This window comes from Leisingera sp. M523, assembly GCF_025141335.1.
GTDB lineage: Bacteria > Pseudomonadota > Alphaproteobacteria > Rhodobacterales > Rhodobacteraceae > Leisingera.
Genome location: NZ_CP081036.1, coordinates 639,969 through 662,339, shown reverse-complemented (window position 1 = coordinate 662,339; position 22,371 = coordinate 639,969). Strand labels below are relative to the sequence as shown.

21 protein-coding genes are annotated in these 22,371 nt (G+C 62.8%); 9 read left to right on the top strand and 12 right to left on the bottom strand.

Annotated features, from left to right (window positions below; translation table 11 throughout):
* Positions 1 to 11: 11 nt before the first annotated feature.
* A complete protein-coding gene (locus K3557_RS03125; protein WP_259999533.1) occupies positions 12 to 1,247 on the bottom strand; it encodes an MFS transporter in 1,236 nt (411 codons plus the stop codon).
* A 122-nt stretch (positions 1,248 to 1,369) separates the two neighbouring features.
* On the opposite strand from K3557_RS03125, the gene K3557_RS03120 reads away from it, so the two are divergent.
* Complete coding sequence (locus K3557_RS03120; protein WP_259997602.1) at positions 1,370 to 2,431, top strand: YeeE/YedE family protein; 1,062 nt, start codon at positions 1,370 to 1,372, stop codon at positions 2,429 to 2,431.
* A 137-nt stretch (positions 2,432 to 2,568) separates the two neighbouring features.
* Here the strand turns inward: K3557_RS03120 and K3557_RS03115 are convergent, their stop codons facing one another.
* Complete coding sequence (locus K3557_RS03115) at positions 2,569 to 4,764, bottom strand: primosomal protein N' (protein WP_259997601.1); 2,196 nt, start codon at positions 4,762 to 4,764, stop codon at positions 2,569 to 2,571.
* An 81-nt stretch (positions 4,765 to 4,845) separates the two neighbouring features.
* Between K3557_RS03115 and fsa the strand changes: the two genes are divergently transcribed.
* From fsa to K3557_RS03085, 6 genes are all read left to right on the top strand, one after another.
* A complete protein-coding gene (fsa, locus tag K3557_RS03110; RefSeq protein WP_259986709.1) occupies positions 4,846 to 5,499 on the top strand; it encodes a fructose-6-phosphate aldolase in 654 nt (217 codons plus the stop codon).
* A gap of 396 nt (positions 5,500 to 5,895) precedes the next feature.
* The gene (locus K3557_RS03105; protein ID WP_259997600.1) at positions 5,896 to 6,594 is read left to right on the top strand and encodes a DUF484 family protein; all 699 of its coding nucleotides are present in this window, start codon (positions 5,896 to 5,898) and stop codon (positions 6,592 to 6,594) included.
* Complete coding sequence (locus tag K3557_RS03100; protein WP_259997599.1) at positions 6,591 to 7,511, top strand: tyrosine recombinase XerC; 921 nt, start codon at positions 6,591 to 6,593, stop codon at positions 7,509 to 7,511. Before K3557_RS03105 ends, K3557_RS03100 begins: the two co-directional genes overlap by 4 nt.
* A gap of 51 nt (positions 7,512 to 7,562) precedes the next feature.
* Positions 7,563 to 7,790: a GDCCVxC domain-containing (seleno)protein gene (locus K3557_RS03095; protein WP_259997598.1), complete on the top strand. Its 228-nt coding sequence runs from the start codon at positions 7,563 to 7,565 to the stop codon at positions 7,788 to 7,790.
* Between the two features lie 114 nt (positions 7,791 to 7,904).
* Positions 7,905 to 8,117 (top strand): hypothetical protein, encoded by a 213-nt coding sequence (locus K3557_RS03090; RefSeq protein ID WP_259997597.1) that lies wholly within the window; start codon positions 7,905 to 7,907, stop codon positions 8,115 to 8,117.
* A 39-nt stretch (positions 8,118 to 8,156) separates the two neighbouring features.
* Positions 8,157 to 8,867 (top strand): phosphatidylcholine/phosphatidylserine synthase, encoded by a 711-nt coding sequence (locus tag K3557_RS03085; protein ID WP_129371769.1) that lies wholly within the window; start codon positions 8,157 to 8,159, stop codon positions 8,865 to 8,867.
* Positions 8,868 to 8,908: 41 nt separating this feature from the next.
* Here the strand turns inward: K3557_RS03085 and K3557_RS03080 are convergent, their stop codons facing one another.
* Entirely contained in the window at positions 8,909 to 9,361 is a 453-nt protein-coding gene (locus tag K3557_RS03080) for a methylated-DNA--[protein]-cysteine S-methyltransferase (RefSeq protein ID WP_259986714.1), read from the bottom strand.
* 195 nt (positions 9,362 to 9,556) lie between these two features.
* Here K3557_RS03080 and K3557_RS03075 point away from each other — a divergent pair, with 195 nt between their 5' ends.
* Positions 9,557 to 9,943, top strand: a complete 387-nt coding sequence (locus K3557_RS03075; protein WP_259997596.1) for a hypothetical protein — start codon at positions 9,557 to 9,559, stop codon at positions 9,941 to 9,943.
* 118 nt (positions 9,944 to 10,061) lie between these two features.
* Here the strand turns inward: K3557_RS03075 and K3557_RS03070 are convergent, their stop codons facing one another.
* The 6 genes from K3557_RS03070 to K3557_RS03045 form a co-directional block, all read right to left on the bottom strand.
* The gene (locus K3557_RS03070) at positions 10,062 to 10,304 is read right to left on the bottom strand and encodes a hypothetical protein (RefSeq protein WP_259997595.1); all 243 of its coding nucleotides are present in this window, start codon (positions 10,302 to 10,304) and stop codon (positions 10,062 to 10,064) included.
* A gap of 106 nt (positions 10,305 to 10,410) precedes the next feature.
* Positions 10,411 to 11,436, bottom strand: coding sequence for a transporter substrate-binding domain-containing protein (locus K3557_RS03065; RefSeq protein WP_259997594.1), 1,026 nt, complete (start codon positions 11,434 to 11,436; stop codon positions 10,411 to 10,413).
* A gap of 11 nt (positions 11,437 to 11,447) precedes the next feature.
* A complete protein-coding gene (locus K3557_RS03060; RefSeq protein WP_259997593.1) occupies positions 11,448 to 12,527 on the bottom strand; it encodes a transporter substrate-binding domain-containing protein in 1,080 nt (359 codons plus the stop codon).
* Positions 12,528 to 12,676: 149 nt separating this feature from the next.
* Positions 12,677 to 13,471: a hypothetical protein gene (locus K3557_RS03055; protein ID WP_259997591.1), complete on the bottom strand. Its 795-nt coding sequence runs from the start codon at positions 13,469 to 13,471 to the stop codon at positions 12,677 to 12,679.
* Between the two features lie 234 nt (positions 13,472 to 13,705).
* A complete protein-coding gene (gene ileS, locus K3557_RS03050; RefSeq protein ID WP_259997589.1) occupies positions 13,706 to 16,648 on the bottom strand; it encodes an isoleucine--tRNA ligase in 2,943 nt (980 codons plus the stop codon).
* Positions 16,649 to 16,940: 292 nt separating this feature from the next.
* The gene (locus K3557_RS03045) at positions 16,941 to 18,839 is read right to left on the bottom strand and encodes a calcium-binding protein (protein ID WP_259997587.1); all 1,899 of its coding nucleotides are present in this window, start codon (positions 18,837 to 18,839) and stop codon (positions 16,941 to 16,943) included.
* A 136-nt stretch (positions 18,840 to 18,975) separates the two neighbouring features.
* Between K3557_RS03045 and K3557_RS03040 the strand changes: the two genes are divergently transcribed.
* Entirely contained in the window at positions 18,976 to 19,398 is a 423-nt protein-coding gene (locus K3557_RS03040; RefSeq protein WP_259997585.1) for a group III truncated hemoglobin, read from the top strand.
* A 104-nt stretch (positions 19,399 to 19,502) separates the two neighbouring features.
* On the opposite strand, the gene K3557_RS03035 is transcribed toward K3557_RS03040, so the two are convergent.
* The 3 genes from K3557_RS03035 to K3557_RS03025 are packed head-to-tail and all read right to left on the bottom strand — an operon-like array spanning position 19,503 to position 22,356.
* Positions 19,503 to 20,492: a YcjF family protein gene (locus K3557_RS03035; protein ID WP_259997583.1), complete on the bottom strand. Its 990-nt coding sequence runs from the start codon at positions 20,490 to 20,492 to the stop codon at positions 19,503 to 19,505.
* Positions 20,489 to 20,944, bottom strand: a complete 456-nt coding sequence (locus K3557_RS03030; protein WP_259997581.1) for a GNAT family N-acetyltransferase — start codon at positions 20,942 to 20,944, stop codon at positions 20,489 to 20,491. Before K3557_RS03030 ends, K3557_RS03035 begins: the two co-directional genes overlap by 4 nt.
* Positions 20,941 to 22,356, bottom strand: a complete 1,416-nt coding sequence (locus K3557_RS03025) for a YcjX family protein (RefSeq protein ID WP_259997579.1) — start codon at positions 22,354 to 22,356, stop codon at positions 20,941 to 20,943. The genes K3557_RS03030 and K3557_RS03025 overlap by 4 nt, the downstream gene beginning before the upstream one ends.
* Positions 22,357 to 22,371: the final 15 nt, after the last annotated feature.

The window sequence follows — 22,371 nt, the reverse complement described above, 5'->3', positions numbered from 1 at the left end:
GGGCTGCAGGACTATTCCGCCGGCGCCGGGCTTGCGTATTTGCTGAAGATGGTCTCATTGCCAGGTTCCGGATGGCGCGGGATCAGCAGCGACAGGGACAGCGACACCAGCGCCATGGCCGCCGCCAGGACAAAGACCATTCCGGGCGACAATACCCACAAAAGACCCAGCAGCACCGGCAGAAACACCGCTGCAATATGGTTAATGGTAAAGGCCACCGCTGCGGTCGGTGCAATATCCCCGGGATCGGCGATTTTCTGGAAATAGGTTTTCAGCGCCAGCGCCAAGGCAAACAGCACATGGTCGATCACGTAGAGCACCGCCGCAACAGCCACGCCCCAGCCGAACCAGTAGATCCCGCCATAGGCCGCAAAGACAATTGCCAATCCGGCATATTCAAAGATCAGCGTGCGCCGTTCGCCGAACATGGCCACTGCCTTGCCCAGCATTGGCGCCAAGACGATGTTGATCACCAGATTGATCAGGTAAAGCCCGGTCAGCTCATGCACATCAAAGCCGAATTTTTCGACCATCATGAAGCCTGCAAAAACCACAAAGATCTGCCGCCGTGCGCCGGCCATGAACTGCAGCGCGTAGTACAACCAGTAGCGTTTGCGCAGGATCAGCTTCTTGGTCTGCGGGTGCGGCGCATCAAACTGCGGATAGGCAAACAGTGCAAACACGGCGATCAGCGCCGTTGCCCCGCCTGCAGCCAGAAACACGGTGTTATAGGCCAGATCAAACCGGTCCCAGGTCAGCACGATGAGGCCATAGACCACCAGCGTTGCCGCTGATCCCGCAGCCACCAGCCATCCCAGCGTCTGCGGCGCTTTCTCCTTGGACAGCCACTGCAGCTGCAGCGACTGGTTCACCGTCTCATAATAATGAAAGCCGATGGAGCTGAGCAGCGTCACCATCAGCAGCCCGCCCAGCGACGGGAACCAAGCGGTGACAGCCGTGGCCACTCCCAGCAAGGCAAGCGAAATCAGCCCCAGCACCTGCTCGCGCACAAACAGGATCACCGCAATCACGCCGACGGCCAGGAAACCCGGGATCTCCCGCACCGTGTGCAACAGGCCAATATCGGCGCCGTCGAATTGCGCTGCCTCGATTACGAAATTGTTGAGCAATGCGCTCCAGGCGTTAAAGGCGATCGGCATCGCCAGCGCCATCACAAACAGCAGCACCGTTGGACGGCGCCAGAAGGGGAGGCTTTGCGCCTCAAGCAGGGGCATGGGCTTGAACATAACCAGCATCTACGCCCCCCAACGGGATTTGGCGAGAGGGCAGCGGCCAATGCACATCTGATCTGCATCAATGCAGAGGTGGCCGCATAAACATATTACCATTCGTGAATGGGAGATATGTGATGGATCTGGTTCCTCTGGTTGAACATATCGGCGAGGCCCCTGCCGCCGCGTTGTTCGGGCTTCTGACCGGCGCTGTCTTCGGGGTGGCGGCGCAAAGATCGCGCTTCTGCCTGCGGGCAGCTACGGTGGAATTCGCCAGCGGCCGCCTGGGGGACAAGGTTGCGGTTTGGCTGCTGACCTTCTCCACGGCGGTTGTCTGGGTGCAGGCGGCGCAGATGCTTGACCTGATGGACAGCGCCGATGCCCGGATGATGGCGGTGCCCGGCAGCTGGTCCGGCGCCATCCTGGGCGGGCTGATGTTCGGCGGCGGCATGGTGCTGGCGCGCGGCTGCTCGGGGCGGCTACTGGTGCTGGCAGCCACCGGCAACCTGCGCTCGGTTGTGTCGGGGCTGATCTTTGCCGTCGTCGCGCAGATCAGCCTGTCCGGCCTGCTGTCACCTGCCCGGGACTGGCTTGCCGGGCTCTGGATTACCGAAGGCGGGCGCAATCTGGATCTCCTGGCCGCGCTTGGGCTGCCGAAGGCGGGCGGGCTGGTACTGGGCCTAGCCACCGCCGCCCTGGCGCTGGTGCTAGCGCAGCGCAACCGGATCGGCGCGGCAAGACTGGTCTTTGCCTCCGGCGTTGGGTTTGCTGTCGCGCTGGGGTGGGCGCTGACTTATGCGCTCAGTCAGGTCAGCTTTGATCCGGTGCAAATCGAGAGCGCCACCTTCACCGGACCATCAGCGCGCACATTGATGTTCTTCCTCGACCGGAATGCGGTTCTCGAGTTTGACATCGGCCTGGTTCCCGGCGTGTTCATCGGCGCAATGCTGGCCGCTGCGCTGGCCGGAGAAATGAAGTTGCAGGCTTTTGACAGCCCCTCCACCATGCGCAAGGCAATGATTGGCGCGGCTTTGATGGGCTTTGGCGGCATGCTGGCCGGCGGCTGCGCGATCGGAGCAGGCGTCACCGGCGGTTCGATTTTCACTGGCACCGCCTGGGCCGCGCTGTTCTGCATGTGGGCCGGGGCGGTCGCTACCAGCATGCTGACCAGAGATCACGCCGAAAGCCTGCGGGTTTGATCAAACGATAGATGCTAGGCTCTGCCTCGCGCTCCGGGATATTTTCAGCCAGATGAAGAAGGGATCCGTTATTCATCTGGCCCCAAGTATCCCGGGGGAGGCCGCAGGCCGGGGGCAGAGCCCCCTTCATTCCGGCATCAAAAGAAACTCTGAGGATCAATATCAATGCTCAGGCGCAAGTCCCCTTTGAGACGCAAGGGCGCGGTCCAGCGGGCGATCGCCGCTTGCAACGGCACGCCCTTTGCCGCCTTGATCAGCAGCCGTACCCGGTGGCGGCCGCGGACGCGGGCGATGGGCGCTGGGGCCGGGCCGAAGACCTGGGCACCGATCTGGCGCAACGGACCGTCGTTGCGGGCCATCGCATTGCCCAGATCAAAGACTGCTGCCAGGTCCGGCCCCGACAGAATGATGCCCGCCATCCGCCCGTAAGGCGGCACGCCGGCGGCCTGGCGCTCAGCAGCCTCGGCCTTCCAGAAGCTCTCCTCGTCCCCCGACAGGATTGCCCGGATCACCGGATGTTCAGGCTGAAAGGTCTGCATCAATGCTTCGCCGGGCCGCTCTGCCCGCCCGGCCCGGCCCGCCACCTGGCGCATCAGCTGAAAGGTGCGTTCGGCCGCACGCAGGTCAGAACCTTGCAGGCCCAGGTCGGCGTCAATCACCCCCACGAGTGTCAACATTGGGAAGTTGTGTCCCTTAGCCACCAGCTGGGTGCCGAGGATTATGTCCGCCTCCCCCTTCGCAATTTCCTCGATCCGGCTCTTCAGGGCACGGGCGGAGCCGAAGAGGTCGGAGCTGAGAACCGCGATCCGGGCCTCGGGGAACAGGGCAGTGGCTTCCTCCGCCAGCCGTTCAATGCCAGGGCCGACAGGCGCCATCTTGCCCTCCACCTCGCAGGACGGGCAGGCCTCCGGCACCGGCTTGGTCTCGCCGCACTGGTGGCACATCAGCCGCTTCATAAAACGGTGCTCCACCATCCGCGCGTCGCAATGATCGCAGGCCACCTGGGCGCCGCAGGCGCGGCAGATGGTGACAGGCGCAAAGCCGCGGCGGTTCAGGAACAAGAGCGACTGTTCGCCCCGTTCCATCCGCAGCTTCATCGCCTGTTTCAGAGTGGGCGAGATCCAGGTGGAGGGCAGCAGATCCTCGGACCGCATATCGACGCTGCGCATCTCCGGCAGCACCGCGGCACCAAAGCGAGCCGTCAGATCCAAGCGTTTGTATTTCCCGGCTTCGGCGTTGACCCAGCTTTCCAGGCTCGGTGTGGCGGAGGCCAGCACCACCTGCGCCGAGCACATCGCCGCCCGCAGCACCGCCATATCGCGGGCGTTATAAAGCACCCCGTCTTCCTGTTTGTAGGATGTATCGTGCTCCTCATCGACGATGATCAGGCCGAGGTCACGGAACGGCAGGAACAGGGCCGAACGCGCGCCGATCACCAGCTGCGCCGCCCCCTGCCCGACCATTTTCCACACCCGGCGGCGTTCGGTCATGGTGGCGCCGGAATGCCATTCGGCAGGATTGGCCCCGAACCGCGCCTCCACCCGGGTCAGGAATTCGGCTGTCAGCGCGATCTCCGGCAGCAGCACCAGCGCCTGCCGCCCGGCGCGCAGGGCGGCGGCGACCGCTTCCAAATATACCTCGGTCTTGCCGGAACCGGTGACGCCCTTCAGCAGCGTGGTGCCGTAGCGCCCGCTGTGGACGCCTTCGGCCAAAGCGGCGGCGGCACTTGCCTGATCTTCGGTCAGCTGTTTGCCGGGCAGCTCCGGGTCCAGCAGCGGATAAGGCGTGTCACGCGGCGCCTCCTCCTCGCGCAGGGCGCCCTGCTTTACCAGCCCTTTCACCACCGAGGGCGTCACATCGGCCATATCCGCCAGCTCGCGCGGGGTGAAGGCGAGGCCGCCATACTCCTCCAGCACCTCCAGCACCCTTGTTCGGGCCTCGGTCATCCGGTCGGGCATGCCCTCGCCCCGGCGCAGGATCTTGCGCATTGAGGGCGGATCGGACAGCCCCGGCGCCCGGGTCGCCAGCCGCAGCATGGCGGGCATGGGCGTCAGCGTGTAGTCGGCGGCCTTGCCCAAAAACTGGCGCATCTCGGTCCGCATCGGGGCCACATCCAGAACCCGGATCACCGCACGCAGTTTGGCCGAATCGAAATCGCCCGCACCCGGCCCCCAGACCACGCCCAGAACCTTGCGCGGCCCCAGCGGCACCTCGACATAGGCGCCTAAGTAACAGCCGCCCTCCGGGGCGCGGTAATCCAAAAGCCGGTCAAGGGGTTGCGTGGTCAGCACCCCGACCCGTTCGCCTGCCTGAAAGAACTCCTGCCCGCTCATGCTGCTGCCCATGTTGCCGCCCGTAATCCCATGAGGTAAAGGCAGAAGCGACAGAGGCCAACCCATCCAAAGGACTGCCCCATGAAATTCTTCGTAGATACCGCCGAGATCGACGCGATTGCCGAGCTGAACGATCTGGGCATGGTGGACGGTGTCACCACCAACCCGTCGCTGATCAAGAAATCCGGCCGCGACATCATCGAAGTGACCAAGGAAATCTGCAACCTGGTCGACGGCCCGGTATCGGCAGAAGTCACCGCAACCGATGCCGAGACGATGATCGCCGAAGGCCGCAAGCTGGTGGAGATCGCCGAAAATATCGCCGTCAAGGTGCCGCTGACCTGGGATGGCCTGAAAGCCTGCAAAACCCTGTCCGGCGACGGCCACATGGTGAACGTGACCCTGTGCTTCTCTGCCAATCAGGCGCTGCTGGCGGCCAAGGCGGGTGCCACCTTCATCTCTCCCTTCATCGGGCGTCTGGATGATATCAACCTGGACGGTATGGAAGTGATCGAAGACATCCGCACCATCTATGACAACTATGGCTTTGAAACCCAGATCCTGGCCGCCTCGATCCGTTCGGTGAACCACGTGCTGGACTCGGCCCGCATCGGCGCCGATGTGATTACCGCGCCGCCGGCGGTGATTAAGTCGATGGTGAACCACCCGCTGACCGACAAAGGCCTGGATGCGTTCCTGGCCGATATCAAGGCGGCGGAGATCAAGATCCTCTGATCCCGTTTAGCGGATCCAGGACCGGGAAAGGCGCCCCTGATCGAGGCGCCTTTTTCTTTGCGAACTTTTTTACAGTGTTTTTACCTGCGCCTTCATAACCGCAGCGAAGCACTCCCGCGTCCCCGCACTCCCCGGCTGACGCCGGACCGCATGGGGTCTTGGGCCCGGCAGCGCGCCTGCGGCGCGCTGCAGCGGCGTTTCACGCCGCCGCGCCGGGCACTCTGCCCGGCGCCCCGCCCAACGGACGCTGTGCATGCCAATGCACTGCCGGCGGGCGGGAGCAGCGCCGCCGCTGCAATTTCCGCTGCATCTGCATTTTTCCGCAGCAAAGCCCGGTTCCCATGCTATACACGTCACCAAACCCGTCAGAGGTCCGGATCCGCAAGAGTTATTGACATGAGCAGTTCAGCCAACCTGGAAACCCAGTTGCGCGAGGCGATCCTCGCCAAACCCGACGCCGTGCTGCAAGACCAGCACCTGATGAATGCCCTTGTCGCCGCCAATGAGCGGGCAATGGGCTCCAACGTTGTTGATCTGCGCGGCATCGCGATGGAGCGGATGGCGGCGCGGCTCGACCGGCTGGAGGATACCCACCGCTCGGTGATTGCCGCGGCCTATGACAATCTGGCCGGCACCAACCTGATCCACCGCGCCGTGCTGCGGCTGCTGGAACCGCAGGACTTTGCCGGCTTTCTGGCCTGCCTGGAACAGGATATGCCGGAGATCCTGCGCGTGCAGTCCCTGGCGCTGGTGCTTGAGACCGCCCAGCCCGGCGGTGCCGAGATTGAACGCAAGTCCGGTGCCCTGAAGCTGTCAGGCCCCGGTTTTACCGAAAGCTATGCCGGCCAGCCCGTCAGCCAGCGCATTGTGACCCTGCGCCAGACCCAGGGCGGCAGCCCGCGTGTTTATGGGGCAAAAGCCGAATGGATCCGCTCCGAGGCCTGCCTGATGCTGGATCTGGGCGAAGGCCGCCTGCCCGGCATGCTGGTGATGGGCTCCGAAGATCCGCATCAGTTCTCGCCGATGCAGGGCACCGATCTGCTCGCTTTCTTTGCCGGCGTCTTTGAACGCGCGATGCGCTGCTGGCTGTCATGACATTGATCTCCCCGGCCTGCCGCGATGCCCTGCAGCTCTGGCTGGAGCGCTTGGGCGGGCTGGAGGCTGCCTCGGCCAACACGCTGGCTGCCTACCGCAGCGATGTCAGCGTTTTCCTGGCCTTCATGACCGGACACTCCGGCGGCCCGCAAGGGCTGGGTGCGCTGGCACGGATCACCACTGCCGATATGCGTGCCTGGATGGCCTCGGAGCGCGGTTCGGGCACCGGTGCCCGCTCGCTGGCGCGCAAGCTATCGGCAGTGAAAACCTTTTACCGCTGGCTGGCGGAGCGCGAAGGGTTTGAGCCTGCCGCAGTGCTTTCTGCCAGGGCGCCGAAATTCCAAAAGAAACTGCCCCGCCCGCTGGCGCCGGATGCCGCCAAGGCAGTGCTGGAAACGGTGGAGCTGCAATCGCAGACCGATTGGGTTGCAGCCCGCGACGTGGCGGTGGTGACGCTGCTTTACGGCTGCGGGTTGCGGATCTCAGAAGCACTGAACCTGACGGGTTCCGACGCGCCGCTGCCGCCGGTGCTGCGTATTCTGGGCAAGGGTAAAAAGGAGCGGATTGTGCCGGTTCTGCCAGCAGCACGCGACTCGGTGGACCGCTACCTTGCGCTCTGCCCGCATCCGCAGGAGGCGCAAGCGCCCCTGTTCCGCGGTGTGCGGGGCGGCGCGCTGAACCCGCGCCAGATCCAAGGGGTGATGGCCCGGACCCGCGCCCAGCTGGGGCTGCCCGCGACGGCAACACCGCACGCGCTGCGCCACAGCTTTGCCACCCACCTGCTGGAGGCCGGCGGCGATTTGCGGGCCATTCAGGAGTTGCTGGGGCACGCGTCCCTGTCGACCACTCAGGCCTATACGGCGGTGGACACCACGCATCTGATGGACGTCTACATGCGGACCCACCCCAAGGCATGACTTGACCCCAGGTCCTGGCTGGGTTTTGCTGAAGCCAGGGAGGCCTGCCGAATGTCTGCAACTGACCCCGCAAAACCCGTCCTGACCAGTGTTCTTACCTGCCCTGCTTGCGGGCATGAGGCCGCAGAAGAGATGCCGCAAGACGCCTGCCAATGGTTTCATGAATGCCCGGCCTGCAGCGCCCTGCTGCGGCCAAAACATGGGGATTGCTGCGTTTTCTGCTCCTATGGCAGCATTCCTTGCCCGCCGGTACAGACAGGCGGTAACTGCTGCGGCTAGCGCGGCCGCGCATGTGCTTTCGCTAAAATGCGCTCTATTTTCACGGCGGCGGGAAAGCTGCTGTTAAGGCGCCGCGGGCTTGATGGCAGAAACCGATCCAGAAAGGATTCTGCTATGACCTGTAACGGCTATTCAGCCTTGTTTGCCGATGGCGCCCCTGCGGCCCCTGCCCCGCCGCCCGGGACGCACCCCTGGGAGCGGGCCCGCGATATGCCTTCCAAAGCCCCCTTTTCCTCGCCTGACATCACAGCGCCAGCCCCCTTTGGCCAGCGCATGGCCCGCATCCAGTTCTCCAACGGTACGGATTTCCGCCCAAAGCTGCATTGAATGCTTGCGGGATTCGGCCAAATTCGCCATCAGGGGCGCATGACACCTCAGATCCGCGCCCTCTCCGTTCATCTGCTGACTGCAACCGGTGCCGTGTTCGCCATGCTGGCGATGCTGGCAGCGGCGGACGGCAAGTGGAGCCTGATGTTTGTCTGGCTGGTGATTGCATTTGCCGTTGACGGCGTCGACGGCCCGCTGGCCCGGCATTACCATGTCAAACGCTACTCGCCGGAATTCGACGGGGTGCTGCTGGATCTGATCATCGACTACCTGACCTATGTTTTCATTCCGGCCTTTGCGCTGTTCCAATCGGGATTGATGGCAGGATGGACCGGCTGGTTTGCCATCATCGTCATCACCTTTGGCAGCGCGATGTATTTTGCTGACACAAGGATGAAGACCAAGGACAATTCCTTTGCCGGCTTTCCCGGCTGCTGGAACATGCTGGTGCTGGTGATCTTTGCGCTGGAGCCGAGCCATTGGACCATCCTGGTGCTGGTGACCCTGCTGTCCGCCGCCATGTTCCTGCCGCTGAAGTTCATTCACCCGGTGCGCACCGCGCGCTGGCGCAAGGTGTCATTGCCCATGGCGCTGGCCTGGACCTTCTTTGCCGGCTGGGCCGCCTGGGTTGACTTCCACCCCGCCAGCTGGGCGCATTGGGGGTTGGTGGTGACGTCGGTCTATCTGCTGTTTGTCGGCATTGCCCAGCAGATCGTGCCGGAACGGCGGCGCAAATCCACAGCGGTTTGATGCGTAGCTGACAGAGGGGCGCTGCAGGCCGGACCCTGCGTTCAGATCAGCAGGCCCGCAGCGCCTTCATGTTTCAAAAGCGCGACTTTGGTTTCTACCCCGCCCTGGCCCGAAAAGCCGCCCAGTCCCGTGGCGCTCAGCACCCGGTGGCAGGGAATGATCACCGGGATCGGATTGGCGCCGCAAGCATTGCCAACCGGCTGCGGCGGGGCGCCGAGATCCTTGGCGATTTCTCCATAAGTGCGGGTTTCGCCAAGCGGGATTGCCAGCATCGCATCACAGACCGCGCGCTGAAAGTCCGAGCCCTCTACAAACAACGGCAGATCGAAGGCCGTCAGTTCACCGGAAAAGTAGGCACGCAACTGCGCCAGCGCGCGGTCCAAAAGCGCCGACTGCCCGTCCGCCTGAGCTGACCAGGCAAGGCGCACAATGGCGCCGTCCCGCTCTGTCACGCTGAGCGCACCCACGGGTGTATCAAGGCTTGCTGAAATCATGGGTCCTCCCCGGAGCGTCTTCTGCCTGTGCATCTTCTGCAGGAATGGCATCAGAGGCAAGCGCGTCTCCGCCCCGCCGGCCGCACCCCCGCAGCGCCGCATTAACACCATGTTAACCAGTGTTAAGGTTTCGCCGCCACATTGCATCAAATTATAATAAAGTGAGTATCAAGAACGATCCTAAAGGTCAGCAAGATGATTACTGCAGTTTCCAGCACCGCCAGCCTGTACAACAGCATGAAACAGATGCAGGCCGCCTATCAGCGCCAGCCCGCAATCGCGCAAGCAGGCGGCCAGCCGGCGGATGCACCGCTGATCGAGGGCACTGCCCAAGGGCTCGCCCGGGCCGCTGCCCGGGAACAGGCGCTGAGCGGTGAACGCCCGGATGCCCTGACAGCCCAGTACGTCGGCCCTGCCCGCGCAGCAGCCCGCACCGCGGCGCTGGACCTCAGGCAGATGAATGGTATCGACATGGCCGCCTATTTCCTGGATCTGGCCAGCGGCTGCCAGGCCGGCCCCAAGCCGGTCAGTGCCCTGGAGGCGGAAAACCAGTATGCCAAAGCCCGGCGCATCACCGGCTGATCCGTTCTGCCGATGCGCTGCGGACTGCATTAACCCTGTGTTAAACACGCTATGTTAACTTTTCTGCAAGACCGGTTCTCAGCCACCGCGAAGGTTCCGCTCAATGTTTATACCAGTATCAGGACGGGTTAATCCTGCCAAACCGAACCGCGGTCTTTTGACCGCCCGCCCGGTTGTCCGCTCGGACGATCCGGAGCGCAGCGAATCTGCCAGCACCAGTCCGCGTGAGCGGCACCCGGACGGCCATTCGCAAGATCCGCCCGGCGATCAGGGCAGCCGCCGTATCCGGGCGGGAGGAAATCAGCGCGATACAGGCCGGATACCGGCCCTGTTTCAGGAAAACGACGTTCTGGCTGCCCATTTGCTGCTGCAACGTGCGGGGCAAGACCCGCATCCCGAGGCGGGATCCGAAGCTGCCTATCATGGCTATGAGGCCGCCAGGTCCGTGTCGGCATGGCGGCCTGAAATTACTGCAGCTGAGCCCAGAACAGTTCCAGATGGCGTGACATGATTTCCTCGAAGCGGCCGCTGTCACGGAGCTTTTTAAGGCCTGCGTTGATCCGGTACAGATGCGACGTGCCGCGCCAGTGACGCTTGGAAATCACCACGTGCAGACCTTCTTCGGAGAGCGGTTTTTCCAGCGGCAGCACAGTGTCGCGCAGACCTTCCCGGACAATCGTGCTGGCGCCCAGGAACAGGTTCACCGCCACCGCATCCACCTGCCCCTCGGACACCATGCGGAAACAGTCGGCCGGTGATTGCGGCTGCACCAGGGTGATTTTGCCGTCATCCAGCCAGCGGCGCCCCTGCCGGTTCAAGTCGTGGGTGAAATAGCCCTTGGGACGGCACAGGGTCTTGCCCTCGATGTCCTTGTCGTCTGCATAGGCGAACTGGTCCTCAACCCGCACAAACAGCATGATCGGCAGCGCCATCACCGGTTCGGAAAAGTGGAAGTTCACGCAGCGCTCATTGTCCGGCTCGGCCGCGCAATCAGGCTTGAACCAAGGGAAGCCCATATCGAACTCCTTTTGGTCCAGCATCGGAAACAGATGCTTGGACCAGTCGTCCTCCCAGTTGATCGCGTAGGACACCGGCGAAGGCGCCAGCTCCAGCGCCGCATTGACCAGCTCGGTCACCATGCCCTGGCCCGGCAGGCTGCGGTCGGTAAAGGGCGCATAGCCACCGCCGGTCAGCAGCGTCATCTCGGCCTCCTGCCTGCGCAGCGGGGTGGCGTCCGGGGCGGTCGCCTGTTTGATGCAGGGGATCTGCAGCTTGCGGCCCGGCACCACCGACGAGCCGACAAGAACATCCTGGTTGCGGTAGTAAATCATGGTCCAGCGTTCGCGGTCGCCGTAATGGGTCTCGGCGATCGAAAACAGGTTGTCCCCCGGCTGCACGACATAGTCCACATCGCAGATCGCCAGGGCCGCCGAGGGCAGCAGCCCCAGCAGCGCGCCTAAGCCCAGCAAGCGGCGGCAGAAGCTGTTCAGCATGCTCTTCCCCCTCAAAATCCGGCCCAGACCCGGGCCATGTGGTCTTCGATGATCGCCTGATAGGTGCCGTCCTCGCGGATACCCTGCAGCGACGCGTTGACCATCTGCATCAGCTGCTGTGCCTGGGGGTGGGTCTTGTGGACGATCACGTGCAGCGCCTGGATCGAGATCGGTTCGGGCACCGCGTCAAAGCGGTCCGACAGGCCCAGCTCCTTGATCTGCGCGCGGCCGGTGAATTCGTTCATCACGACCGCATCCGCCTTGCCCGCCAGCACCATCTCGTAGCATTCGGCTGTGGTCAGCGGCTGCACCACCTCAATCTTGCCGTCGCGCAGCCAGTGGCGGCCCTGCTGTTCGAACAGATAGGTCTCATAGCCCTGCGGGCGGCAGAATGTCTTGCCGAACAGGTCTTCGTCCTTGGTGAAGGTCAGAGGCCGCGCCTTGTCGGTGAACATCAGCACCAGCACTTCGAACAGCGGGTCCGAGAACAGGAAGTTCTTGCAGCGCGGTTCTTCGGGGTTGTTTCCGCAATCCGGCTTGTACCAGGGGAAGCCCGCGTCCAGCAGCGCATTGGACAGCAGCGGCTCTTCATGCGCCGTCCACAGGTCGACCCAATGAACGGCGTATCCCTGCTCTGGATTGGCATGGCGCATTGCCGCGTTCAGCACATCGGTCATCATGCCGCCGTTGTGCAGGTCCTTGCCGGTAAAGGGGGCAAAGTCATCCGCAGTCAGCAGGTTGATGCGGTGTCGCACCTCGGCGCTGCCTGAGGCGATCTGCACCGGTTTGGCAGCCACAGGCACGCTGGCAGAGATTTCCTTGCCGCCTTCCAGACCCAGGGGCAGGCCCTCAAGGCAGGCCAGCGACAGCTTCATGCCGACGCGCAGGGCACTGGGCTTGGGGCCGATGGTATCAATGTTGCGGCTGTGGATCGCGCTCCATTTGCCCGCATCCTTATACAGCTTGTCAGCGATCACCGACAGGCTGTCGCCCGGCTGCACGGAATAGACCCCGCCGCAAGTCTCGGCCGCAGCAGAATTGGCTGCAAAGGCAAACAGGCCCATGGCAGCGGCTGCAATGTATGTCTTCATAGTCCCCCCGGGAAATAGTCTGCACCGCAGCCGGTTCCGGTCTGCAGCGCCCGTTGTTCTGGTTGTTATGAGAGGTCCCCGGCCTGCACCGGCAGCGCGCCCAAGGGGCAAACGGGAACGGCCCCGGCGCAGCCGCCGGAGCAAAAAGATCAGTTGCCGACAAACAAGGCCAGCAGCGTCGCCGTATCAACCCGCCCGTCAGCCCCGATCAGGCTGGCGGGCACGGTGATTTCCTTGCGCTCATAAGCGCCGTTCACCAGCTGGTCGATATAGGCTTCGGACTGGCCCTGGGCCGCGGCGGTCAGCACCATCTTGTAGAGCGCAGTTCCTGCCGCCGGGGCCGCAGCTGCCGCCTGGTTCAGGCTTTCCGGATTTGCCTGTTTGCTGCGCAGCGCGGCCAGGGTTCCGGCAGTGATGCGGGCGACCATGGCGTCTTCGCCGCCGGCACCGTCCTTCTGCAGCCCCCCCGCCGCAGCGGCACCGGCCGGCTGCACGCCACCGGCAGAGGGCTCCGCTTCTGCCGCCGCTTGCAGGCTGGCCTGCTCAGCCGTTTCAGCCGGGGTTCCGCCGCTGAATTGGAAATACAAAAGCATCGCCGCCGCCACCGCCAAGCCGGCTGCCGCAAGGCCCAGCTTTGGCAGCGCACTGCCACCGTCCGCGGGTACCGGTGCAAAGGGTTGCGGGCCTGGCACAACTTTCCGTTGATCCGATGCGGCACTGGCAGGTTTCGCTGCCTTGGCGGATTTGGCCGTTTTGACAGCAGCGGTTTTGGGCGCGGCAGGCTTTGCAATTGCTGCCGCGGGTTCCGGTTTAGACCCGGAGCTGTCCGCGACCAGCCCGATTTTCATATTCTTTGGGGCCGATACCCCGTCAATCCGGATAGATGCACTGCGCGGCTTGCCCGGCTCACCTGCCGGTTGCGCGTCCGCTTTCCGCTTCAGCATAATAAACTGCCCCCCTGCCCCATGCCATATTTTTAAGTCGGCTGAAAACCTACATGGAATTAACGAATTCTTAACCAATTGTAGAAAACCGGTCAACATCTAGAGGAATTCAATTTGCCAATACACAAGGCCGCACCCGGAAAAAGTGCAGGAAATCCCGCAACAATAGCGCAAAAATGAGAACGCCCGGCAATTAAGCCGGGCGCCACACACAAGCCAGAGCTGAAAGCCGGGTTATCCCAGCGCGCTATCGCAGCGGCCGCAAACACCGTCATGGACGTGATTGCCCACATCCGGCAGGATCTTCCAGCAACGCTGGCACTTGCCGCCGTCGGCTTTTTCAAACACCACCGAAACACCGTCAACCTCGGGCATACGGAAGGCTTCGGCCGGGGCCGGATCATTGGTCAGCATGATGTCCGAGGTAATGCAGATATCGGCAAAGTTCACCGATTTCAGCGCCTCCAGCGCCTCGCCGTCGCGCACGTGCACCACCGGGGCGGCCTCAAGCGAGGCACCGATCACCTTGTCGGTGCGCTGCACTTCAAGCGCTGCCGTCACCACCCGGCGGGCCTGGCGGATCTTGGACCATTTCGCCGCCAGCGGCTCATTCAGCCAGTCAGCGGGGGTGTTGGGAATGTCCTGCAGATGGATTGAGCTGCCCTCGCCCGGGTATTTCTCCAGCCAGACCTCTTCCATGGTGAACACCAGGACCGGTGCCAGCCATGTGGTCAGCCGGTGGAACAGGATATCCAGCACCGTGCGCGCGGCGCGGGCGTTCAGGGTGTCGCCATCGCAATAGAGCGCATCCTTGCGGACGTCGAAATAGAAGGCCGACAGATCCACCGTGGCAAAGTTGAACACCGCCGAGAACACGCCCTGGAAATCAAACGTCTGATAGCCGGTGCGCACCTTGTGGTCGAGTTCGGCCAGCCGGTGCAGCACCCACTGCTCCAGCTCCGGCATATCCGCCGGCTCCACGCGCTGTTCCTCGGTAAAATCACTCAAGCTGCCCAGCAGGAAGCGCATGGTGTTGCGCAGGCGGCGGTAGCTGTCGGCAGTGCCCTTCAGGATTTCCGGCCCGATCCGCTGGTCCGAAGTATAGTCGGTCTGGGCCACCCACAGGCGCAGGATATCGGCGCCGTACTGCTGCACGATCTTTTCCGGCACGATGGTGTTGCCCAGCGACTTGGACATCTTCATGCCCTTCTCGTCCAGCGTGAACCCGTGAGTCACCACGTTGCGGTACGGCGCGCGGCCCTTGGTGCCGCAGGCCTGTAGCAGGGACGAGTGGAACCAGCCGCGGTGCTGGTCGGTGCCTTCCATATAGACGTCGGCAATGCCGTCTTCGGTGCCGTCCTCACGGTCGCGTAGCACAAAGGCGTGGGTCGAACCACTATCGAACCATACATCCAGCACGTCAAACACCTGATCATAGGCGTCTGCATCAACGATACCGTCCAGCACCTTGGCCTTGAAGCCGTCCTGGTACCAGACATCCGCACCATGCGCGTCGAACTCCGCCACGATGCGCTTGTTCACCTCGTCATTGCGCAGCAGGAAGTCCGCGTCGGTCGGCAGCGCACCCTTTTTGGTGAAGCAGGTCAGCGGCACGCCCCAGGCGCGCTGGCGGCTCAGCACCCAGTCGGGGCGGCTTTCGATCATCGAATGCAGACGGTTGCGCCCCGTTTGCGGGTACCATTTCACCAGCTCGTCGATCGAGCGCAGCGCTCGTTCGCGGATGGTATCGCCCATCTGGTCCATGCCGTCGTCCATTTTGCGGTCAACGCTGGCAAACCACTGCGGCGTGTTGCGGTAGATGATCGGCGCCTTGGAGCGCCAGGAATGCGGGTAGCTGTGCTTGATCTTGCCGCGCGCCAGCAGGCCGCCAACCTCGGTCAGCTTGTCGATCACCGCCTTGTTGGCATCACCCTCGCCGCCCTTGCGGTTCAGGATGTATTTGCCGCCAAAGAATGGCAGATCGGCGCGGAAGCCGCCATCGTCCATCACGTTATAGGTGATCACCTGTTCCAGCATGCCGAGATCGCGGTAAAGCTCGAATTCCTCCATCCCGTGCGACGGCGCGCAATGAACAAAGCCGGTGCCTTCGGTATCGGTCACAAAATCAGCGGCGCGGAAGTCGCGGATATCGTCCCATTCGCCGTTGGAGCCTTCGGCGCCGTGCAGCGGGTGGGTCAGGCCGATGCCCGCCAGATCAGAGGCCGGAACATCAGAGACGCGGGTGTACTGATCCTCAGCCAGGCGCGCGCGTTTGAACACATCTGCCGCCAGATTGTCGGCCAGAATGTATTTCTCGCCCGCAGCAGCCCAGCACTCATCCGGAGTGCCGGTGACTTCATAGAGGCCATAGGCGATCTCTTCACCGTAAACCACGGCCTTGTTCGATGGCATGGTCCAGGGCGTGGTGGTCCAGATCACGACATTGGCGCCGGCCAGTTTGTGATCAGCAGGCTCTGCCACCTTGAACTTCACCCAGATGGTGAAGCTTTCCTTGTCGTGGTATTCCACCTCGGCCTCGGCCAGTGCGGTTTTCTCGACCGGCGACCACATCACGGGTTTCGAGCCCTGATACAGCGTGCCGTTCATCAAGAATTTCATGAACTCATCCGCGATCACCGCTTCGGCGTGGTAGTTCATGGTCAGATACGGATCATCCCAGTTGCCGGTGATGCCCAGGCGCTTGAATTCCTCGCGCTGGATATCCACCCAAGCATCGGCAAAGGCGCGGCATTCCTGGCGGAATTCAACCACCGGCACCGCATCCTTGTTCTTGCCCTTCTTGCGGTACTGCTCCTCGATCTTCCACTCGATCGGCAGACCGTGGCAGTCCCAGCCCGGCACATAGCGCGCGTCAAATCCCATCATCTGATGCGAGCGCACGATCATGTCCTTGATGGTCTTGTTCAGCGCGTGGCCGATGTGCAGGTGGCCGTTGGCATAGGGCGGGCCGTCATGCAGGGTGAAGGGCTGGCGCTCGGTGTCACTGCCCTTGGCTGCGGCGGCCTTGTCACGCAAGCGGTCATAGACCCCGATCTGCGCCCAGCGCTCCAGCCATGAAGGCTCGCGCTTGGGCAGGCCTGCGCGCATCGGAAAATCGGTTTTCGGCAGGTTCAGGGTGTCTTTGTAGTCAGGCGTCTGGGGCGTGTCGGCGCACATCTGGGGCGTCCTTTGGATGATCAAGGCTGGAAATCGGGATATTCGTTTCGGCGCGATGGCTCAAGCGCCTTTGCCCGGCGGCTCGATGCTTTCAGAGCGCCGGGGATATAATTCGAATAATGATGACCGCGAATAGGGACATGAACGCCTTATAGGATGGTCCCGCTGGAGGGTAAAGCGGCAGATGGATAGCAAAACAGGAATGGGCGCCGCCTAAGCGAACGGCACCCATGATTTCAATCAAAAAAGCTCCCTGCAACATGCATCATCGCACTCAGAAAGCAGAGCCTCCTCAGAACAGCAAAATATCTCCGCTATCCACATTGTGCCCGTAGACAGTGAGAGTATTTCCTCCGCCGAAATCAAAAATCGTGCTACCGTTCGGCATCGATACACCCATTGCGATTATGTCATTGGCGGTCTCGACATCAAAGGCCGCTTTGTCAAAAGACAGCTTGTCTCCACCGTTACCGAAATCCGTAATGACGTCATTGTCCATAGATGCGTGGAAAATAAACGTATCGCTGCCAGGCCCGCCCTTCAGCGTGTCGTTGCCGATGCCGCCGTCCAGCGTGTCCATATCATTACTGCCGTTCAGGTCGTCATGTCCCGCACCGCCAATCAATGTGTCCTTGCCGTAACTTCCAAACAGCGTGTCATCACCGTCCCCGCCAGTCAGCAAGTCGTGATGATAGCCGCCATCCAGTGAATCATCTCCATTGCCGCCGTTCAACACGTCGTCGCCATAGTGGCCGGTCAAAGTGTCGTCCCCGCCCTTACCGCTGAGAGTGTCATCACCAGTGTTGCCTTCAATGGTATCGTTGCCGCCAGCGCCAGTGATCACATCGTCGTTTCCGGTACCAAAGACCATTGTGCTGCCACTGCCCGAAACGGTGAGCCGGCCATCAACTACTGCATCACCATCTTTGAACGTCACACCAGCAAACGAATAGTCCCCGCCGCCCTGCAGGAAAATCTCTTTGTCAGCGGCATCGACAACACCAACGCTCTTGAGATCAAAACCAGTGCCAAGGCGGATGTCGTAACCGCTTACTTCAACCAGCAGCAGAATATCTGAGCCGCTACCGCCGTCGACTGTGTCGTTTAGCCAAGCACCATTCTCATCATCGGAATTCAAGATGATGGTATCGTTACCGGGTCCGCCATTCAGATAGTCGTCGCCTGCCCCCCCTTCCAGCTGGTCCTTGCCATAGTCTCCAGCAAGCGAGTCATCGCCCTCGCCGCCAACCAGCGTGTCATTGTCATCGCCTGCCAGCAGCGTGTCATTGCCCGCACCGCCATCAAGCGAATCGTCGCCATAGTCTCCATCTAAAAAGTCATTTCCATTGCCGCCGTTCAGAACATCATCGCCATAGTGGCCGTTAAGAGTGTCGTTCCCGCCGCTACCGCTAAGCGTGTCATGCCCCTTGCCACCAAGCAGTGAATCGTTACCGCCGCCGCCAGTGACCGAGTCGTTGAAACCAGTGCCGGTGACCGTCGTATTGCTGCTTCCGGAGACGGTGAGCCGGCCATCAACCACGTCATCACCATCTTTGAACGTCACACGAGCAAACGAATAGTCCCCGCCGCCCTGCAGGAAAATCTCATTGTCGGCAGTATCGATAACCCCAACGCTCTTGAAACTAAAACCAGTGCCAAGGCGGATGTCGGAACCTCTTCTCTCCAGTAACAGCACATCCGACCCACCGCCGCCGTCGACTGAGTCATTTAGCCAATCTCCACCTTCATCGTCGGAATACAGGGCAATGGTATCGTTCCCAGCGCCACCTTCCAACGTATCGATGCCTTGGCCGCCTTCCAGCCAGTCCTTATCTTCGTTGCCTCTCAACGAGTCATCGCCAGCGCCGCCAATCAGCGTGTCATTGTCATAGCCGCCCCACAGTGTGTCATCGCCCGCACCTCCGTCGAGCGAGTCATCGTCATTGCCGCCTTCCAACAAATCATTGCCACTGCCGCCGCTCAGAACATCATCGCCATAGTGGCCGTCAAGCGTGTCGTTCCCGCCGCTACCGCTGAGTGTGTCATTCCCGTTGCCACCTTCCAGTGAATCGTTCCCGCCAGCGCCGTCGAGCAGATCATCGCCTGCGAGACCAATCAGCGTATCATCGTCAGAAGTGCCGTTCAGGGTGTCTGCACCGCTGGTTCCTTGCAGAGAAATTCCAAGAGTCATAGTTCAACCTTAATTAGTACTGCCACGCCTTATCTCAATTAAAAGGCTAACAAGTCGTTAAGCCTTCATTAACAGCCAGGAATTTGCAGCCAGTTGCATAATCCGGTATCTGCGCGGCCAGTCAAAGGAGCCCGAAATGACCGACGCAGATACCGCAAACCCGCTCGCGCGGTTTGACATCACCGCTGAGGAAATTTCGCGCGTGGTGGCCGTTTTCTACACCCGCGTGCGGACCCATGAGGTGCTGGGGCCGGTCTTTGCCGCACATGTCGCCGATTGGGTGGAGCATGAGGAAAAGATTGCGGGCTTCTGGCGCAATGCGATTCTGCGGGAGCGGAGCTACAGCGGCAATCCGATGCGGGTGCATGTCTCACGGCCAGATGTGAAAGCAGAACATTTCCCGCTGTGGCTGGGCCTGTTTCACGAGGTGCTGCGGGCCGAACTGCCGGAGCGCACTGCGCTGCAATGGGGTGCCCTGGCCGACCGGATCGGCGAAGGGTTCCGCACCGGCATCGTGGCGATGCGCCAGCCGGCAGATCAGCCGCCGAAACTGTTCTGAGCACCGCCAGCGGGGCGCTCCCGTGCCTGCCGGTGTCCTGGCCTTGCCAGAACACCTTTGCAGCCTTGGGCATGGCTCATGCTGCGCATGAGCCTGGAAGCGCGTTACTTATCCTTGGAAAACAGGCCGGTCAGCGCCCGCTGTATCACCCTGCGCGTCCCAGGCCTGTGCTGCGGTGAAAACGGCATCGGGCGGCAGACCTCCATTGCAGCTATGCCGACCCGCGCTGACAACGCGCCATTGACCAGCCCCTCGCCGAAGCGGCGGGAGAGCTTCGACAGCACCGATCCGCCCAGCACCGGCTCCAAGAGGTCATCACCCGCCGCCACCGCGCCGGTGGCGGCCAGATGCGCCAGCACCGCGCGGGTCAGCCGCCAGGAGCTGAAGAAGCCGGGCCGGCCGCCATAAATCCCTGCCACCCGGCGGATCATCCGCAGGGAGGAGACCAGCGCGGTCAGAATATCCGCCAGTGCTATCGGCACCAGCGCCGTCACCGCGGCAACCTGCCGGGCCGCGGCCTCGACCTCGCGCAGGGCCAGCACGTCCAGCGGCACCAGCAGCTCTTCCTCGGCCAGCATCAGCAGGGCATCGGCGTCCATGACTTCTGCCTTGCGCTCAGCCAGCCGCGCCTGATGCCAGCCGAGATCCTCGCGGGTCTTGTAGAAGCTTTCCAGCCGCGCCGTAAAGGCGCGGGCCGCGGCCAGGTCTGCGGCCTCCTCTGCCTGATGGCGCAAGGCATCGACGCGCCGCAGCCGGGACAGCGCCGCCAGTTCCTGCAGGGCCATCGCGAGGGCCAGCAGCAGCAGAAGTGCCAGCCCGGCACTTACGGCCCAGCCCAGCAGCGGAACCCGTGCAATCAGCCCGGCCGCAAAATCCCAGGCCGCGACCGAGGCGATGGCGCCAATGACCGCAGCCAGCAGCGCCCAGAACCAGCGGGCCAGCCGCGACGGGCGGCGGGCGGCAATCCGGGCCGTCTGCTCCATCGCTGACGGCTGGGGTGCGGCGGGTTGCGGCTCGGGCACCGGCGGCGCCTCAGTTACGGAAGGTCCATCCGTCTCGTCCTCAAGGTCGAACAGAACCGGCTTCTTGCTCATGCCACCGCCTCCAGGTGGCTGCGCCATTCATAGGCGATGTCGGGCAAGCCTTCCTCATTGTCTGTGCCGTCACCGCGGCCCGTCTCGGCAAAGCCCTCGCGCCGGTAGAACCGCTGCGCCATTTCATTGGCTGCGAAGGTCCGCAGTGTCAGCCGCGGCATGGCGTCCTTGGCTGCGTCCAGCAGCGCTTTGCCCGCCCCCTGCCCGCAGGCGCCGGGCGCCAGGTAAAGTGCGCAGACCTCCGCGCCGTCACGCGCCAGAAAGCCCTGCACGCGCCCCCCCCGCACAGCCACTGTAACCCAGCCGCGGTCAATCATGACACCGCAGAAGGCAATCGCCTCGGCCCAGGTATAGAGTTCAGGCATCCATTCCGTACCCTGCTGGAAGCGGTAGAGGATCGCGCCGGCGGTTCCGGCGTCCAGAGGGTTTGCAGGGCGCAAGGAGAGTGTCACAGGGCGTCTCCGATCAGAAATTCAGCGGCGCGGTCCAGCCGGATATGCGGCGGGCCGCTGCCGTGCTTCAGGGTAAGCGGTGCGGGCGCAAAACCCATCGCCTGATAGTCGCCTTTTAGCCATTTTTCAGCCCCTTGCCGCGCCGGGGTGAGCAGCTGGGCAGGATCTTCGGGCAAGGCGCCGGGATAGAACGCCGCCTGCTTGCCGCTCTTCAGCAAGGTTCCGCGGACGCAGGGCAGATCAGTTCCGTTGTGGGCGCGCATCTCTTCGGTTGTGGTGCGCAAGGAAGCCAGCGCCAGCGCCGCGGTTGCGGCGCCGGCAAAGCGGGCGCGGTCCTGCGCTTCGCGGGTCAGCGCCTCGATGATGGCGGTCATTTGCGGGTGCTGGGCGTGATGCAGGTGATCGGCCTTGGTGGCAGCAAAAAGGATCTTCTCCACCCGCTTGCCACCCAGAAGCCGGGTCAGGAAATGATTGCGGCCTGGCTTGAACGTGCTGAGGATGTCCGCCATCGCAAGGCGCAGATCCTCTACCGCCTGCGGACCGGAATGAATCGCTGACAGCGCATCCACCAGCACCACCTGGCGATCGATGCGGGCAAAGTGGTCGCGGAAGAAGGGTTTGACGACCTTGGATTTATAGGCCTCATACCGCCGCTCCATCTCGCGCCACAGGCTGCCGCGCGGCGGGCTGGCCTCAGGCGGCAGCGGCGCAAATGTCAGCACCGGCGAGCCCTCAAGGTCGCCAGGCAGCAGGAAGCGGCCCGGGGTGCAGTCATAGAATCCGGCGGCGCGGGCGGCGGCCAGATATTGCGTGAAGGCGGCGGCCAACGCCTGGGCCTGCGGTTCGTCATGTGTTCCCGCGGGGGCAGCCTTTGATTTCTCCGCCAGAAACCCCTGTGCCTGCGGGCGGCAGGCAATGCGGGAAAGGACATCGGCAGACCATTCGCCGTAGGATTTATCCAGCAGCGCCAGATCCAACAGCCATTCGCCCGGGTAGTCGACAATGTCCAAATGCAGCGTGCGCGGCCCCTGCAGCCCCGACAGCAGGCCGGCGGGCCGCACCTTCAAACTGAGACGAAGTTCAGACACCGCCCTTGTGCTGTCCGGCCAATGGGGTGACGGCCCGGTCAGCGCCGCAAGGTGGTTTTCATAGTCAAACCGCGGCACGGTGTCGTCAGGCTGGGGCTGCAGAAATGCAGCCTCAATCCGCCCCTCACGCGCGGCACCCAGTTGCAGCATCCGGCCCCGGTCCATCAGGTTGGCGACCAGCGAGGTGATGAACACGGTCTTGCCGGAGCGTGCCAGTCCCGTCACGCCCAGCCGCAAGGGCCGGTCGAACAGCGCCGCAGAAACACCGCTGGCGGCACGTTCCACACTGCTCATCACCCCATCAGCGAGGGAGGTTATCACCAAGGCCCTGATCCTGCT

Coding starts and splice junctions, on each gene's coding strand:
- K3557_RS03125 (WP_259999533.1), bottom strand. CDS start 1,247: ATGTTCAAGCCCATGCCCCTGCTTGAGGCGCAAAGCCTCCCCTTCTGG.
- K3557_RS03120 (WP_259997602.1), top strand. CDS start 1,370: ATGGATCTGGTTCCTCTGGTTGAACATATCGGCGAGGCCCCTGCCGCC.
- K3557_RS03115 (WP_259997601.1), bottom strand. CDS start 4,764: ATGAGCGGGCAGGAGTTCTTTCAGGCAGGCGAACGGGTCGGGGTGCTG.
- fsa (WP_259986709.1), top strand. CDS start 4,846: ATGAAATTCTTCGTAGATACCGCCGAGATCGACGCGATTGCCGAGCTG.
- K3557_RS03105 (WP_259997600.1), top strand. CDS start 5,896: ATGAGCAGTTCAGCCAACCTGGAAACCCAGTTGCGCGAGGCGATCCTC.
- K3557_RS03100 (WP_259997599.1), top strand. CDS start 6,591: ATGACATTGATCTCCCCGGCCTGCCGCGATGCCCTGCAGCTCTGGCTG.
- K3557_RS03095 (WP_259997598.1), top strand. CDS start 7,563: ATGTCTGCAACTGACCCCGCAAAACCCGTCCTGACCAGTGTTCTTACC.
- K3557_RS03090 (WP_259997597.1), top strand. CDS start 7,905: ATGACCTGTAACGGCTATTCAGCCTTGTTTGCCGATGGCGCCCCTGCG.
- K3557_RS03085 (WP_129371769.1), top strand. CDS start 8,157: ATGACACCTCAGATCCGCGCCCTCTCCGTTCATCTGCTGACTGCAACC.
- K3557_RS03080 (WP_259986714.1), bottom strand. CDS start 9,361: ATGATTTCAGCAAGCCTTGATACACCCGTGGGTGCGCTCAGCGTGACA.
- K3557_RS03075 (WP_259997596.1), top strand. CDS start 9,557: ATGATTACTGCAGTTTCCAGCACCGCCAGCCTGTACAACAGCATGAAA.
- K3557_RS03070 (WP_259997595.1), bottom strand. CDS start 10,304: ATGGGCAGCCAGAACGTCGTTTTCCTGAAACAGGGCCGGTATCCGGCC.
- K3557_RS03065 (WP_259997594.1), bottom strand. CDS start 11,436: ATGCTGAACAGCTTCTGCCGCCGCTTGCTGGGCTTAGGCGCGCTGCTG.
- K3557_RS03060 (WP_259997593.1), bottom strand. CDS start 12,527: ATGAAGACATACATTGCAGCCGCTGCCATGGGCCTGTTTGCCTTTGCA.
- K3557_RS03055 (WP_259997591.1), bottom strand. CDS start 13,471: ATGCTGAAGCGGAAAGCGGACGCGCAACCGGCAGGTGAGCCGGGCAAG.
- ileS (WP_259997589.1), bottom strand. CDS start 16,648: ATGTGCGCCGACACGCCCCAGACGCCTGACTACAAAGACACCCTGAAC.
- K3557_RS03045 (WP_259997587.1), bottom strand. CDS start 18,839: ATGACTCTTGGAATTTCTCTGCAAGGAACCAGCGGTGCAGACACCCTG.
- K3557_RS03040 (WP_259997585.1), top strand. CDS start 18,976: ATGACCGACGCAGATACCGCAAACCCGCTCGCGCGGTTTGACATCACC.
- K3557_RS03035 (WP_259997583.1), bottom strand. CDS start 20,492: ATGAGCAAGAAGCCGGTTCTGTTCGACCTTGAGGACGAGACGGATGGA.